This is a genomic window from Ralstonia sp. 25C (assembly GCF_051904805.1).
Lineage (GTDB): Bacteria > Pseudomonadota > Gammaproteobacteria > Burkholderiales > Burkholderiaceae > Ralstonia.
In genome coordinates, this window is sequence record NZ_CP196737.1 from 3,838,723 (window position 1) to 3,852,917 (window position 14,195).

13 protein-coding genes are annotated in these 14,195 nt (G+C 63.7%); 11 read left to right on the plus strand and 2 right to left on the minus strand.

What is annotated here, in order from left to right:
- The first annotated feature begins 11 nt into the window (after window positions 1–11).
- Together ACS7SF_RS17900 and pgeF are read left to right on the plus strand one after the other, a co-directional pair.
- On the plus strand, window positions 12–1,136 hold the full coding sequence (locus ACS7SF_RS17900; protein WP_439890986.1) for an RluA family pseudouridine synthase: 1,125 nt from the start codon (window positions 12–14) through the stop codon (window positions 1,134–1,136).
- Complete coding sequence (gene pgeF, locus ACS7SF_RS17905) at window positions 1,120–1,929, plus strand: peptidoglycan editing factor PgeF (protein ID WP_439890987.1); 810 nt, start codon at window positions 1,120–1,122, stop codon at window positions 1,927–1,929. The genes ACS7SF_RS17900 and pgeF overlap by 17 nt, the downstream gene beginning before the upstream one ends.
- 4 nt (window positions 1,930–1,933) lie before the next feature.
- On the opposite strand, the gene ACS7SF_RS17910 is transcribed toward pgeF, so the two are convergent.
- Window positions 1,934–2,155, minus strand: a complete 222-nt coding sequence (locus tag ACS7SF_RS17910; protein WP_439892797.1) for a hypothetical protein — start codon at window positions 2,153–2,155, stop codon at window positions 1,934–1,936.
- 267 nt (window positions 2,156–2,422) lie between these two features.
- Here ACS7SF_RS17910 and phaC point away from each other — a divergent pair, with 267 nt between their 5' ends.
- The 9 genes from phaC to ACS7SF_RS17955 all read left to right on the plus strand — a co-directional run bounded on the left by phaC (window position 2,423) and on the right by ACS7SF_RS17955 (window position 13,237).
- Complete coding sequence (gene phaC / locus ACS7SF_RS17915) at window positions 2,423–4,216, plus strand: class I poly(R)-hydroxyalkanoic acid synthase (RefSeq protein WP_439890988.1); 1,794 nt, start codon at window positions 2,423–2,425, stop codon at window positions 4,214–4,216.
- 87 nt (window positions 4,217–4,303) lie between these two features.
- A complete protein-coding gene (locus ACS7SF_RS17920) occupies window positions 4,304–5,485 on the plus strand; it encodes an acetyl-CoA C-acetyltransferase (protein ID WP_439890989.1) in 1,182 nt (393 codons plus the stop codon).
- A gap of 123 nt (window positions 5,486–5,608) precedes the next feature.
- Window positions 5,609–6,349 carry a 3-ketoacyl-ACP reductase gene (locus ACS7SF_RS17925; RefSeq protein WP_439890990.1) on the plus strand — a complete coding sequence of 247 codons (741 nt, stop codon included), beginning with the start codon at window positions 5,609–5,611 and terminating at the stop codon, window positions 6,347–6,349.
- Window positions 6,350–6,756: 407 nt separating this feature from the next.
- On the plus strand, window positions 6,757–7,311 hold the full coding sequence (phaR, locus tag ACS7SF_RS17930; RefSeq protein WP_021194616.1) for a polyhydroxyalkanoate synthesis repressor PhaR: 555 nt from the start codon (window positions 6,757–6,759) through the stop codon (window positions 7,309–7,311).
- A gap of 207 nt (window positions 7,312–7,518) precedes the next feature.
- On the plus strand, window positions 7,519–8,523 hold the full coding sequence (locus ACS7SF_RS17935; RefSeq protein WP_439890991.1) for a tRNA dihydrouridine synthase: 1,005 nt from the start codon (window positions 7,519–7,521) through the stop codon (window positions 8,521–8,523).
- A 68-nt stretch (window positions 8,524–8,591) separates the two neighbouring features.
- Window positions 8,592–9,953 carry a 30S ribosomal protein S12 methylthiotransferase RimO gene (gene rimO / locus ACS7SF_RS17940; protein ID WP_439890992.1) on the plus strand — a complete coding sequence of 454 codons (1,362 nt, stop codon included), beginning with the start codon at window positions 8,592–8,594 and terminating at the stop codon, window positions 9,951–9,953.
- A gap of 100 nt (window positions 9,954–10,053) precedes the next feature.
- The gene (bktB, locus tag ACS7SF_RS17945) at window positions 10,054–11,238 is read left to right on the plus strand and encodes a beta-ketothiolase BktB (RefSeq protein ID WP_439890993.1); all 1,185 of its coding nucleotides are present in this window, start codon (window positions 10,054–10,056) and stop codon (window positions 11,236–11,238) included.
- A complete protein-coding gene (locus ACS7SF_RS17950) occupies window positions 11,213–11,962 on the plus strand; it encodes a hypothetical protein (RefSeq protein WP_439890994.1) in 750 nt (249 codons plus the stop codon). Before bktB ends, ACS7SF_RS17950 begins: the two co-directional genes overlap by 26 nt.
- A gap of 63 nt (window positions 11,963–12,025) precedes the next feature.
- Window positions 12,026–13,237 carry a cystathionine beta-lyase gene (locus ACS7SF_RS17955; protein WP_439890995.1) on the plus strand — a complete coding sequence of 404 codons (1,212 nt, stop codon included), beginning with the start codon at window positions 12,026–12,028 and terminating at the stop codon, window positions 13,235–13,237.
- 72 nt (window positions 13,238–13,309) lie between these two features.
- Here ACS7SF_RS17955 and ACS7SF_RS17960 read toward each other — a convergent pair whose 3' ends face one another.
- The gene (locus tag ACS7SF_RS17960; protein WP_439890996.1) at window positions 13,310–14,167 is read right to left on the minus strand and encodes a DUF2071 domain-containing protein; all 858 of its coding nucleotides are present in this window, start codon (window positions 14,165–14,167) and stop codon (window positions 13,310–13,312) included.
- Window positions 14,168–14,195 lie beyond the last annotated feature (28 nt).

A 14,195-nucleotide genomic window follows, 5' to 3' on the forward strand; every position in this document is an offset into this window, starting at 1 on the left:
ACCTTTTTTGAATGAAAAATCGCACCAAGGATTATAGCCCAAGCCCTGTGTCGGACGACGCAGCGGCTGACGTTTCCCTCACTGCGCAGGAAACCGCGCAGGACACTGATGAGGCCCTCGACGACGAAGCACTCGACTTGTCTGTCGCTGGTGCGGTCCAGGCGGCCGAGCCGATCATCGTGGAGATTCCCGAGGCCATGCATGGCGAACGCCTCGACAAGGCGCTGGCCAAGCTGCTGCCCGATTACTCGCGCAGCCGCCTGCAGCAATGGATCGACGCCGGCGCTGTCCGCGTAGATGGCGCAGCGGTGCGCCCGCGCGCCGCAGTGTCCGGCGGCGCCCGCATCGAGGTCGTGCCGCAGCGCGCGGCTGACGAGAGCGCCTTCGTGGCCGAGCCGATCGACCTTGATGTGGTGTACGAAGACGACACGCTGCTCGTCATCAACAAGCCCGCCGGGCTGGTCGTGCATCCCGCCGCCGGCAACTGGAGCGGCACCGTGCTCAACGGGCTGCTGCACCGTTATCCGGCGGCTGTGGAATTGCCTCGCGCTGGCATCGTTCATCGGCTCGACAAGGACACGTCGGGCCTGATGGTCGTCGCCAAAACGCTGCCCGCGCAGACCGACCTTGTGCGCCAGTTGCAGGCGCGTACCGTCAAGCGGACCTACCTCGCGCTGGTGTGGGGCGAGACGCCGGAAGAGGCCACCATCGACGCCCCGATCGGCCGTGACCCGCGCGACCGCACGCGCATGGCCATCATCGAAACGGCCAGCGGCAAACCGGCGCGTACGCATTTCAAGACACTGGATGTGGTGGAGGTGGGGCGGGCGCAGGTGTCCCTTGTGCGCTGCCAGCTGGAGACGGGGCGCACGCACCAGATCCGCGTGCACTTTGAGTCGGAAGGCCATCCGCTGTTGGGCGATCCGGTGTACACGCGCAACTTCCGTCGTGGCCAGCCGCAGACGATCAAGGCACAGCTGCCGGTACCGTTTGCGCGGCAGGCATTGCATGCGGTGCGCCTGGGCCTGGTGCACCCCGCGTCGGGCAAGTCGGTGCATTGGGAAGCGCCGGTGCCCGAAGATTTTGCCGAACTGATGGAAGCCCTGGACCTGGACCCCGATGTCGATTTCACCTGATTGGATCGTTCCCGATTGGCCGGCGCATCCGCGCGTCAAGGCACTGGCGACGACGCGCCTAGGCGGCGTCAGTGCCGGCCCTTACGGTTTGGCTGGCGGCTTGCCGGGCGGGTTGAACCTCGGCACGCACGTGGGCGATGCGCCGGAAGCTGTTGAGCAGAATCGCCGCATTCTGCGCGCGGCGTTGCCCGCCGATCCTGTTTGGATGGAGCAGGTGCACGGCACCGGCGTGGCTGACCTTGATCAGCTCGTCAATACGCCGGCGCCCGTGGTTGCAGACGCGGCTGTCGCGTCTTGGCGAGACCGCGTCTGCGTGGTCATGACCGCCGATTGCCTGCCGGTGTTGCTGAGTGATGCACGCGGCGTGACCGTCGGTGCGGCACATGCCGGATGGCGCGGCCTGTGCGGCGGCGTGATCGAGCGCACGGTCGACGCGATGATGCAACGGCTACGCGCCAGTGGCCAGGAAGCTGATCCGACATGGCTCGCGTGGCTTGGTCCAGCCATCGGTCCGTCTTGCTTTGAGGTGGGCGCGGAGGTGCGGCAAGCCTTTATTGATGCGGCCCAGCCAAACGAGTTGTCAGCCACCGAGGCTGCGTTTGTGCAAGGTGAAGGCGAGGGAAAGTTTTTCGCCGACCTCTACGCGCTCGCCCGACTGCGGCTGGCGCGCGTAGGTTGCACGGACGTATATGGCGGTGGTCTGTGCACGATGACTGACGCTGAGCGCTTCTATTCCTACCGCCGTGATCGCACAACCGGTCGCATGGCCACGCTGATCTGGCGGGCTGAGTGATGGCTTAAGGGGCGCTGTCGCCAGAGATGGCGGCGTTCGCCTCTTGCTCAGCTTGCTCCTGCGCTCGGCGCCGCCGCTTGCGTGCGGGATAGCCGACGATCCACAGAAAAAGCGCCAGTGGCGCCGCGCCATACAGAACAAATGTACTGATGCCGGCGACCCACGATTGCTCAGTCAACGACATCATCAGCACGACATACAGCCAAGCGATTGCGACGATATACATGGGGAACAGGCCCGACGTTGGCGCAATGGGGCAGTCTCGCATGAAACGGTGCCGCTAGGTACATAGCCCGCTGCCGCGCTTAGCCATTTGGCGGAGGTTCGTTCCGGATGGATGCGGCAAAACCCGCGCTGGATCAAGGTTTTCGGCCAATCATCAGGTTCCTCTGATTGACAGTCTTGAAACGGCAAGGCAACAATGCCCCGCAATACTGCGATTTGCGCCGCTTTTCCGAATGGAGTGGCGTCTATCGTACGCATCGAGGGCACTATGGCATCGCGTCAATCGACATCTTCCAAAGCATCTAGCGCCCACACTCAAGCCCCCTGGCAGGGCTTGTCGGACCCAGCGCAGTGGGCGGAGCAGTTCAAGCAATGGCAGGCCTTTGCGGGCGCCTTTGCCCAACCCGGTGCGGCTGCGCCGGGTTTCGGCCAGTTCAACGGCGGGCAAGTGGGCGAGGGCACCGTGCCCTTCGCGCTGATTCCGCCCGAGCGACTGGCGGAAATCCAGCAGAAATATCTCGAAGAATGGCTGAAGATCTGGCGCCATATGAGCACCGGCGAAAGCGCCGAGGCCGTGGCGCCGTCCGACCGCCGCTTTTCGAACGATGCGTGGCGCAAGAGCCCGCTCTACGGCTATGCCGCTGCGTTCTACGTGCTCAATGCGCGCACGCTGATGGAAATGGCAGACGCCGTGAAGGCCGACGCCAAGACGCGTGAGCGCGTGCGCTTTGCGGTCTCGCAATGGACGGCTGCCATGTCGCCGTCCAACTTCCTGGCGACCAATCCGGAAGCGCAGAAGCACCTGATTGAATCGCGCGGAGAATCCCTGCGTACGGGCATTCTCAACATGCTGCAGGACATGGAGCGCGGCAAGATTTCGCAGACGGACGAGACCGCCTTCGAGATCGGCCGCAACGTGGCCAACAGCGAAGGCGCGGTCGTTTTCGAGAACGACTATTTTCAGCTCATCCAGTACAAGCCGCTGACGGCCAAGGTGTATGCGCGGCCGCTGCTGCTGGTGCCGCCGTGCATCAACAAGTACTACATCCTCGACTTGCAGCCGGCTAATTCGCTGGTGCGCTATTCGGTGGAGCAGGGCAATACGGTGTTCCTGGTCTCGTGGCGTAACCCGGATGCAAGCATGGCGTCCCGCACGTGGGACGACTACATCGAGGGCGGCGCGATTGAGGCGCTGCGCGTAGCGCGTGAGATTTCCGGCCAGGATCAGATCAATGCGCTGGGCTTCTGCGTGGGTGGGACGATCCTGTCGACCGCGTTGGCTGTGCTGGCTGCGCGCGGCGAGCATCCTGCCGCTAGCCTGACCTTGCTGACGACGCTGCTGGACTTTACCGATACCGGCATTCTCGATGTCTTCGTCGACCAGGCCCAGGTGGAAATGCGGGAGAAGACCATCGGTTCCAATGCGCCGACCGGCCCTGGCCTGCTGCGCGGGGTGGAGTTGGCGAACACGTTCTCGTTCCTGCGCCCGAATGATCTGGTCTGGAACTACGTCGTCGAGAACTACCTGAAGGGCAAGACGCCCGCGCCGTTCGACCTGTTGTACTGGAACGGTGATTCGACCAACCTGCCGGGCCCTTGGTACTGCTGGTATCTGCGCCACACGTATCTGCAGAATGATCTGAAGACCCCGGGCAAGCTGAGCGTGAACGGCACGCCCGTCGACCTCGGCAAGATCAAGGCGCCGGTCTATATCTACGGTTCCCGCGAAGATCACATCGTCCCGTGGCAATCGGCGTATGCATCCGTGCCGCTGCTCAAGGGCGAGCGGCGCTTCGTGCTGGGCGCGTCGGGCCACATTGCGGGCGTTATCAACCCGCCTGCCGCGAACAAGCGCTCGCACTGGATCAACGCCAAACTGCCCGAAACCGCGGATGCATGGTTTGAGGGCGCCAAGGAGCACCCAGGCAGCTGGTGGCCGGACTGGTCAAGCTGGCTCGCCTCACACGCTGGCGCGCAGAAGGCGGCGCCCAAGCGTTACGGCAATGCGGACTACCCCGAGATCGAGCCCGCACCCGGCCGCTACGTCAAACAGAAAGCGTAAGATCGCGCGCATGAACCCCCGTTGCCGCAGCGGCTAAGGTCGCTGACGGTTCCCACGACTCCCTCTTGAATGTGGAAGGTAAGCAAAATGACCGATGTTGTGATCGTATCGGCGGTACGTACCGCCGTGGGCAAGTTTGGTGGCTCGCTGGCGAAGATTGCTGCGCCTGACCTTGGCGCGGCCGTTATCCGCGAGGCCCTGGCACGCGCAAAGGTGTCGCCGGAGCAGGTCAGCGAAGTCATCATGGGCCAAGTCCTGACGGCCGGCTCGGGCCAAAACCCGGCACGCCAGTCCGTCATCAAGGCGGGGCTGCCCAACATGATTCCCGGCATGACCATCAACAAGGTGTGCGGGTCGGGTCTGAAGGCGGTCATGCTGGCGGCGAACGCCATCATTGCTGGTGATGCCGATATCGTCGTGGCCGGCGGCCAGGAGAACATGTCTGCCGCGCCGCACGTGCTGCCGGGCTCGCGCGACGGCTTCCGCATGGGCGACGCCAAACTCATCGATTCGATGATTGTGGACGGCCTGTGGGACGTCTACAACCAGTACCACATGGGCATCACCGCGGAGAACGTTGCCAAGGAGTACGGCATCACCCGCGAGGCGCAAGACGAGTTTGCCGTCGCTTCGCAGAACAAGGCAGAAGCCGCGCAAAAAGCTGGCCGCTTCAACGACGAGATCGTTCCGATCCTGATTCCGCAGCGCAAGGGCGATCCGATCGCCTTCACGCAGGATGAGTTCGTCCGCCACGGTGCGACGCTGGATTCGATGGCCGGCCTGAAGCCTGCATTCGACAAGGCCGGCACGGTGACGGCCGCCAATGCGTCGGGCTTGAACGACGGCGCGGCCGCCGTGGTGGTGATGTCTGCCGCCAAGGCTAAGGAGCTCGGCCTAACGCCGCTGGCGACGATCCGTGCATACGCCAGCGCTGGCCTGGACCCGAAGGTCATGGGGATGGGCCCGGTGCCGGCATCGAAGCGTTGCCTTTCGCGTGCAGGCTGGTCGGTCAACGATCTGGACCTGATGGAGATCAACGAAGCGTTCGCCGCGCAGGCGCTTGCCGTGCATCAGCAAATGGGCTGGGATACGTCCAAGGTCAACGTTAACGGCGGTGCGATTGCCATCGGCCACCCGATCGGCGCTTCCGGCTGCCGCATCCTGGTGACGCTGCTGCACGAAATGCAGAAGCGCGACGCGAAGAAGGGCCTGGCCTCGCTGTGTATTGGCGGCGGCATGGGCGTGGCGCTGGCGGTTGAGCGCCCGTAAATTTTTTGCGAATGGGATGGGCGCAATGTGGAACAAAAGTCGCATGCGCCGATCCGAGACACACCAAGCATTTCCGCCCAGCAAATGGCCGGGCGGCTCTAACAACAAGGACCAGGAGTGGACATGACCAAACGCATCGCATACGTCACCGGCGGCATGGGCGGTATTGGAACGGCGATTTGCCAGCGCTTGGCGCGCGACGGTTTTATCGTCGTTGCAGGTTGCGGCCCGAACTCGCCGCGCAAGGTGAAGTGGCTGGAACAGCAGAAGGCACTGGGTTTCGACTTTGTTCCGTCCGAGGGCAACGTCGGCGACTGGGAATCGACCAAGGCCGCGTTTGACAAGGTCAAGGCTGAGGTGGGCGAGGTGGATGTGCTCATCAACAATGCGGGCATTACGCGCGACGTGGTGTTCCGCAAGATGACCCGCGCTGATTGGGACGCCGTGATCGATACCAACCTGACGTCGCTGTTCAACGTGACCAAGCAGGTGATCGACGGCATGGTGGATCGTGGCTGGGGCCGCATCGTCAACATCTCGTCGGTGAATGGTCAGAAGGGCCAGTTCGGTCAGACGAACTACTCGACGGCCAAGGCTGGCCTGCACGGCTTCACGATGGCGCTGGCGCAGGAAGTAGCCACCAAGGGCGTGACGGTCAACACCGTGTCGCCGGGCTATATCGCGACGGATATGGTGAAAGCGATTCGTCAGGATGTGCTCGACAAAATCGTCGCCACGATCCCTGTCAAGCGCCTGGGTGAGCCGACCGAGATCGCCTCGATCTGCGCGTGGCTTGCATCCGAAGAATCCGGCTTCTCCACGGGCGCGGACTTCTCCCTCAACGGCGGCCTGCACATGGGCTGACCGCTCGACGCCGATGCTGCGGCGTTGCTGCAGCATCGGCGCAGCAATTTTCCCCTTGGTTCGTCTGCAGTGCTGCGGTGCTCGATTGCATCGCAGCAGTCGTTTTTGCGCTTGTGCCACCACGGTTCAGGTGCGGCGATCGTATCAAAATGCTGCGGGTTTTTACCGGGGGAGGTCGCCTTTTCTTTGCAGGGCGATCCGCATAGAATCCAACCACGGAGGCGCTCTGCAGGGAGACACGGGGCGTCCGATCATAACTGGATGCATCTGCGCTGAGTTTGCATTGAAGCATTCGCACAATGCGAATCGACACAGTCGCGCAACCGCGTTTTGCTGCACCGCCCGGTGCGGTCATCTCGCACTGCATCGGCTGCACCGCAGCAGCATCGCCAACACGGAAAGGCACGATGGCCACCAGCAAGAAGGGCACTGAACGGCTGATCAAGAAATATCCAAACCGCCGGCTCTACGATACGCAGACCAGCACGTACATCACGCTGGCAGACGTCAAGCAGCTCGTGATGGAAACCGAGGAATTTCGCGTCGTCGATGCGAAATCCGGTGAAGACCTGACCCGCAGCATTCTGCTGCAGATCATCCTGGAAGAGGAAACCGGCGGCGTACCGATGTTCTCCGGCTCGATGCTCGCGCAGATCATCCGCTTCTACGGCAACGCCATGCAGGGGATGATGGGCACGTATTTGGAAAAGAACATCCAGGCGTTTGTCGACATCCAAAGCAAGCTCGCCGAGAACTCGAAGGATCTGTACAGCGGCAACAGCTTCAACCCCGACATGTGGTCGCAGTTCATGAACATGCAGGGGCCGATGATGCAAGGCATGATGAGCAACTACATCGAGCAGAGCAAAAACCTGTTCGTGCAGATGCAGGAACAAATGCAGAGTCAGGCCAAGAACATGTTCGGGACCTTCCCGTTCAACCAGCCGCCCGAAAAGAAGTAAGTTCGGCACGCTGACCAAGCAAGGCGAATCGCATGGCGGTTCGCCTTTTTTGTTTGGGGCGCGCGAAATAGGGCGGCAAGGTAAAATACCGCTCCTTCAGGTGAGGCATGCGTCTCATCGACGATCATGCTTCCCGCCCCGGTTTTCCATGTTTGATGTCCGCCCCCGGCTTGCACGCCGGTTGTCCTCCGCCGTTGAGCGCGCCTCATGAGCCGGCTGTTGCTTGCCCCGATGGAAGGGGTCGCGGACTACGTCATGCGCGACGTGCTGACACAGGCCGGTGGCTATGACGGCTGCGTTTCGGAATTCGTCCGGGTGACGGGCTCGCTACTTCCCTTTCGTACCTACGAGCGCGAAACGCCGGAAATCGCCAACGGTGGCTATACCGCCAGCGGCACGCCGATGGTCATCCAATTCCTGGGTAGTGATCCGGAATGGCTGGCCCGCAATGCAGCCTATGCCGCGACCCTGTCGCCGCATGGGGTTGACCTGAACTTCGGTTGCCCGGCCAAGGTGGTGAACCGGCATGGCGGTGGCGCGATGCTGCTCGCTACGCCGGAAGTGCTGCACGACATCGTGCGCGCCGTACGGACTGCGGTGCCAGCCCACATTTCGGTGACGGCGAAGATGCGGCTCGGTGTTTCCGACACCTCGCGGGCGATTGACTGTGCGACGGCGCTGGCCGAAGGCGGTGCCGAATCACTGGTCGTCCACGCCCGCACGCGCGATCATGGCTATCGGCCGCCTGCGCATTGGGATTGGATTGCGCGCATCGCCGATGCGGTGAGCGTCCCCGTGACCGCCAATGGCGAAGTCTGGACCGTTGCCGACTGGGAGCGCTGCCGCGCCGTCAGCGGTTGCGATGACGTGATGATCGGCCGCGGCGCAGTGTCCGATCCGTTCCTGGTCCAGCGCATTCGCGGGCAGATGGAGCAAGCGCCGTCCGCCGCTGAGTGGCCGATCGTGCTGGGTTATCTCGCCGATTATCTGAAGAAGCTGCATGCGCGCATCCAAGCCAAGCATGAGCATGGCCGCGTCAAACTGTGGCTCAGCTATCTGAAGCGGACGTGGCCACAGGCCGCGGAGCTGCACGATGCGATCCGCCGTCTGCAGGACGCAATGGAAATCGCGCGCGTGATCGAGCAAATGCGCGAGCAAATGCGTGAACAGATGCAGCTTAAGCTTGGCCGCCCAGGCGCGGCGAACGGTTAAAATACGCAACCGCGCGGCACACCCTGGTGTGCACAGCGCAACTCCTCTCCCCACATCAGGTTGTTCCCATGTCCGACGTCAGTACCCAGAGCCCGAAGGTGGGCTTCGTTTCGCTCGGTTGCCCCAAGGCACTCGTCGATTCCGAGCAGATCATTACCCAACTGCGCGCGGAGGGGTACGAGATCTCCGGCACCTACGGCGGGGCGGACCTGGTGGTCGTGAATACCTGCGGCTTCATTGACGAGGCTGTGCAGGAAAGTCTGGATGCGATTGGCGAAGCGCTGGCCGAGAACGGCAAGGTGATCGTAACCGGTTGCCTGGGCGCCAAGAAGGACGCCGCCGGCCAGGACATCATCACCAGCGTGCACCCGAAGGTGCTGGCCGTGACCGGCCCTCATGCGCTGGGCGAGGTGATGGAAGCGGTGCATACGCACCTGCCCAAGCCGCACGATCCGTTCATCGACCTCGTGCCGCCGCAGGGCATCAAGCTCACGCCCAAGCACTACGCGTATCTGAAGATTTCTGAAGGCTGCAACCACCGCTGCAGCTTCTGCATCATCCCATCGATGCGCGGCGACCTAGTGTCTCGCCCGGTGGCCGAAGTGATGCTGGAGGCGGAAAACCTGCTGAAGGCCGGCGTGAAGGAGCTGCTCGTCATCTCGCAGGACACCAGCGCCTACGGTGTCGACGTCAAGTTCCGCACGGGCTTCTGGAATGGCCGCCCGCTGAAGACGCGCATGACCGAGCTGGTGGCCGCGCTGGGCGAACTGGCTTCGGAGTATGGCGCATGGGTCCGCCTGCATTACGTCTATCCGTACCCCAGCGTGGACGAAGTGATGCCGCTGATGGCCGAGGGCAAGGTGCTGCCGTACCTCGACGTGCCGCTGCAGCACGCCCACCCGGATGTGCTCAAGCGCATGAAGCGTCCGGCCAATGCGGAGAAAACGCTTGACCGCATCCGTGCCTGGCGCGAGGTGTGCCCCGAACTGACCATCCGTAGCACGTTCATCGCCGGCTTCCCGGGCGAGACGGAAGAAGAATTCCAGACGCTGCTCGACTTCATCGCCGAGGCCGAGCTGGACCGCGTGGGCTGCTTCGCCTATTCGCCGGTGGAAGGAGCGACGGCCAACGATCTGCCGGGCGCGCTGCCCGACGAGGTACGCGAAGAGCGCCGTGCGCGCTTCATGGAAGTGGCCGAACGCGTGTCGGCGCGCCGCCTGCAACGCAAGGTCGGCAAGACGCTACGCGTGCTGGTGGACGAAGTAAATCAGGATGGCGGCATTGGCCGCTCGTCGGCGGATGCGCCGGAGATTGACGGCCTGGTGTACATCGCCCCGCCGTCGAAGCCGTACAAACGCTACAAGACGGGCGATTTCGTGTCGGTCAAGATTACCGGGGCGGATGGACACGACCTGTGGGGCGAGGTCTGACCCCAAGGCCGCTTAGGTAGTCCTACCTAAAATTTGCGAACGGTCGTGCGTTTATACTGGCCGCCATCCAATTTCAATCGCGATGGCACAGGAGACAGCAATGGCACGTGAAGTGGTGGTGGTCAGCGGCGTTCGTACCGCAATCGGCGAATTTGGCGGCAGCCTGAAAGACGTGGCACCGTGCGAGTTGGGCGCGCTGGTCGTGCGCGAGGCACTGGCCCGCGCCGGCGTGAAGGGCGAGGACGTCGGCCACGTAGTGTTCGGCCATGTCATCAACACGGAGCCGCGCGACATGTATCTGTCGCGCGTGGCGGCCGTGAACGGTGGTGTGTCGGCCGAGACGCCCGCATTCAACGTCAACCGCCTGTGCGGCTCGGGCCTGCAGGCCGTGGTGAGCGCCGCGCAGACCATTCTGCTGGGCGATGCCGATGTCGCCATTGCCGGCGGTGCCGAGAGCATGAGCCGCGCGCCGTACCTCGCGCCCGCGGCCCGCTGGGGCTCGCGAATGGGCGACGCCAAGATGGTCGACATGATGCTCGGCGCGCTGCACGACCCGTTCCACGCCATCCACATGGGCGTGACGGCGGAAAACGTCGCCCGCGAATTCGGCATCAGCCGCGAGCAGCAGGACCAGACCGCGCTGGAATCGCACCAGCGTGCCTCGCGGGCCATCCAGGCCGGCTATTTCAAGGACCAGATCGTTCCGGTGACGATCAAATCGCGCAAGGGCGACATCCAGTTCGATACCGATGAGCACGTCCGCCACGACGCGACCATCGATGACATGACCAAGCTCAAGCCCGTCTTCGCGAAGGAAAACGGCACGGTGACGGCGGGCAACGCTTCGGGCTTGAACGATGCCGGGGCGGCGCTGGTGCTGATGGAACGCTTGGAAGCGGAGAAGCGCGGTCTCAAGCCGCTGGCGCGGCTGGTTTCGTATGGCCACGCTGGCGTAGAGCCGAAGATCATGGGCATTGGTCCGGTGCCGGCCACGCGCAAGGCGCTGGAGCGTGCGGGTCTGACGGTTAAGGATCTGGACGTGATCGAGGCGAATGAAGCATTCGCAGCCCAAGCCTGTGCGGTAACGAAAGAACTCGGCCTGGACCCGGCCAAGGTCAACCCGAATGGCTCGGGTATCTCGCTCGGCCACCCGATCGGCGCAACGGGGGCTTTGATTACGGTGAAAGCGCTGCACGAGCTGCAGCGTATCGGTGGTCGCTACGCGCTGGTGACCATGTGTATTGGTGGAGGACAAGGCATTGCGGCGGTGTTTGAACGCATCTGAACGCAGCGTTTCGATTGAACGCCTGGTGTGGCCGGCTGGCGCGCTGTGTGCGCTCGTGCTGGCCACAGGCGCGGTGCCGGTGTCTGCCCAGACGCCGGCCGCCAACAACGGCTATGACGTGTCGACCGGCAGCATGAACGTGCAGCCGGCCGACCTCGGCTTGAACCGCGCCATCGCCGACGGCGACAAACGGCGCGCCGCGCAAGCTGCCAAGGCTGGCAATGGCTTCTCTGCTCAAACCGAGCCGGCCCACGTGTTGCAACCGCAGCCCGACTACGCGAAATACCCTGTCTACACCGGTGTCATCGGCGACATGCCGATTCACATGCGCCTTGGCCGCAAGACTGGGGAAATCGACAGCGTCCACGGCGAATATGTCGCCGGCAAAGCGCCGGGCGTGCGTCTCGTGACTGGCGAATATGAGAACGGCGGCTTCCTCATGGAAGAGTCGGATGACGGCACGCACGTCACCGGCACGTGGGAAGGTGCCATCGACGGTCAGGGCATTGTGCGAGGCACATGGACGGACGTGGCCCACGACGGCCATACGCTGCCCTTTGTGCTGCGGCCCGTCGCGGTGGTGGTGATTCCGCCGTACGACGCCGCCGCCAACAGCAATGCCGCCGTGGCCGCGACACCCCTGGTGCCCGCAAGCCCCGGGAAGATCGCCCCCGCGCCCGTGCTGCCGCCGGTTAACCCCGCGCGATCTGGCGCGCACTGGTAAGCTGCCGGGTCAGCGGCCAGCCGCCGCTCATTCGCCACGCCCCAGGAATTCCAGGAATCGCCCGTGACCGACGACACCAAGCTCCCGCCCATGTTCCCTGCCACCCAGGCTGTGCATCCGGATCTGCACGTTCCGGCCGGCTTTGCGGCGTTCTCGCATGCCACGCATCGGGCATCCACGGTGGTCTTCAAGAACCTCGCCGATATGCGTGCCTTTGGCAGCGGCAGCGTGGTGCACTGGCGCTACGGCCTGCATGCCACGCCGACGTCCGACACGCTATGCCAGGCGCTCGCGCAGATCGAAGGTGGCTCGCATGCGTTGCTGCTGCCGTCGGGGTTGGCAGCGATTTCGCTGGTGTACTTCGCGCTCATCAAGTCCGGCGACGACGTGCTGGTGCCCGATAACGCCTACGGCCCGAACCGCGATCACGGCGAATGGATGGCGCGACAGTTCGGCATCACCGTGCGCTACTACGACCCGATGATCGGCGCCGGCATTGCTGACCTGATCCGCCATAACACCAAGCTCGTGTGGCTGGAAGCGCCAGGTTCGGTGACGATGGAAGTGCCCGACTGCACGGCCATTGCCGAGGCCGCCCGCGCGGCAGGTGCGATCACAGCCATCGATAACACCTGGAGCGGCGGGGTGTATTACCAGCCGTTTGAGCACGGCATCGATATCTCCGTGCAGGCGCTGACCAAGTACCAGTCCGGCGGCAGCGACGTGCTGATGGGTGCCGCCATCACCAACGACGAGGCACTGCACCACAAGCTGCTGGCTACGCGCATGCGCATGGGGTGGGGTGTGTCGGCGGACGACTGCTATTTCGTGCTGCGCGGCCTGCCGAGCCTGCCAACGCGCTTGGCCGCCCACGATGCGCACGCGCGCGAAGTGGCCGAATGGCTGGCCGACCGGCCCGAGGTCGTGCGCGTGCTGCACCCGGCGCTGCCCGATTGCCCGGGCCATGAGAACTGGAAGCGCGACTTTACCGGTGCGAGCGGCTTGTTTTCGATCGTGCTGCACGATCGCTACTCGCAGGCACAGATCGATGCCTTTATCGAAGGCCTGCGCTACTTTGCGATCGGTTTTTCATGGGGTGGGGCGAATAGCCTGGCACTGCCGTACAACATCCCATCGATGCGCACGGCCACTGCGTGGCCGCCCGCCGATTGGGAGAACGCGGGTGGTTTCGTGCGGCTGTATATCGGCCTGGAAGACCCGCGCGACCTGATTGCCGACCTGAAGCAGGCGATGGAGACGCACCTGAAGGGCTGATTTTGGCCCCCTGCGCAGGTTGGTGCGACGTGGAGGGCGCCTCGAGTGCAGGCCCTCACCGCCACGCAAACACTACAGCAGCCGTTCGGACAGCACGCGGAACGGGACGTCGGGCACGACAAAGCACATCGGTTCGCCGGTGGCGCCGATGCTGGCGAGGAAATCGCCGTGGCCCACCGGCCCGATCGTTTTCAGCGGCTGTACCGCACCGACATCGATCGGCAAGTCGATCGATGCCAACGCGAGACGGTTGCAGTCTTCCACCTGCACGATTGCCGCATGCTGCAATGTCAGGGACGCCACGGCATGCTGCCAATCGCTAAAGAACGGTGCAAACACATCAGGCAGTGTCCGATCGTCCGTCGCTTGCGCTGTGTAGTGCAAATCCGGGGCGCTGCCAATGCCGCCCGAGAGCCGCGTTTCGTAGCGGCCGCTCTGTACGGTATGCGTGAAGTGCTGAGCGAGGTGTGACGGCAGCGCATCGCTGAACAGCCGGCTGCCGAGCGCGTAGAGCGGCTGATCAAACACGTTTTTCACGAACAGCACCGTACCGTCCACCAGCGCTCCGCCCGGCAGTGCGTCGACGTAGAGGCGCCAATTGCTTTGCAGCGGCGAGGGAAACAGGTGCCGCAGCGGGCCGGCAATGCGCGGGCCGAAGTGCCGGTGCGCGTAGGTGAGTGCGGTGAACAGCGTGCGACCGTTGCGGTTTGTCAGCGAGACGCCGCGTGGCACCAGCGGCGCGACGGCTGCAACATCGACGACCCACGTGCAATACACGACGTTCTCAACGTCGCTGGCGAGTTGGAGGAACGGCAGCCGCGACATCACTGCGCGGCGTGCACGCAGCAGCGACTGGTTCGCTACGATTCGATTGGCGAGTCGGCCCGCCAGACTGGCGGACGGATAGACAAAGGCGTTGTCGTGGAGCATGGAGGCATTGCGCTGGTGCCGCTGCATC

Excerpts from the sequence above, each read along its gene's own strand:
- ACS7SF_RS17900 (WP_439890986.1), top strand. The coding sequence starts at position 12 with ATGAAAAATCGCACCAAGGATTATAGCCCAAGCCCTGTGTCGGACGAC.
- pgeF (WP_439890987.1), top strand. The coding sequence starts at position 1,120 with ATGTCGATTTCACCTGATTGGATCGTTCCCGATTGGCCGGCGCATCCG.
- ACS7SF_RS17910 (WP_439892797.1), bottom strand. The coding sequence starts at position 2,155 with ATGTATATCGTCGCAATCGCTTGGCTGTATGTCGTGCTGATGATGTCG.
- phaC (WP_439890988.1), top strand. The coding sequence starts at position 2,423 with ATGGCATCGCGTCAATCGACATCTTCCAAAGCATCTAGCGCCCACACT.
- ACS7SF_RS17920 (WP_439890989.1), top strand. The coding sequence starts at position 4,304 with ATGACCGATGTTGTGATCGTATCGGCGGTACGTACCGCCGTGGGCAAG.
- ACS7SF_RS17925 (WP_439890990.1), top strand. The coding sequence starts at position 5,609 with ATGACCAAACGCATCGCATACGTCACCGGCGGCATGGGCGGTATTGGA.
- phaR (WP_021194616.1), top strand. The coding sequence starts at position 6,757 with ATGGCCACCAGCAAGAAGGGCACTGAACGGCTGATCAAGAAATATCCA.
- ACS7SF_RS17935 (WP_439890991.1), top strand. The coding sequence starts at position 7,519 with ATGAGCCGGCTGTTGCTTGCCCCGATGGAAGGGGTCGCGGACTACGTC.
- rimO (WP_439890992.1), top strand. The coding sequence starts at position 8,592 with ATGTCCGACGTCAGTACCCAGAGCCCGAAGGTGGGCTTCGTTTCGCTC.
- bktB (WP_439890993.1), top strand. The coding sequence starts at position 10,054 with ATGGCACGTGAAGTGGTGGTGGTCAGCGGCGTTCGTACCGCAATCGGC.
- ACS7SF_RS17960 (WP_439890996.1), bottom strand. The coding sequence starts at position 14,167 with ATGCTCCACGACAACGCCTTTGTCTATCCGTCCGCCAGTCTGGCGGGC.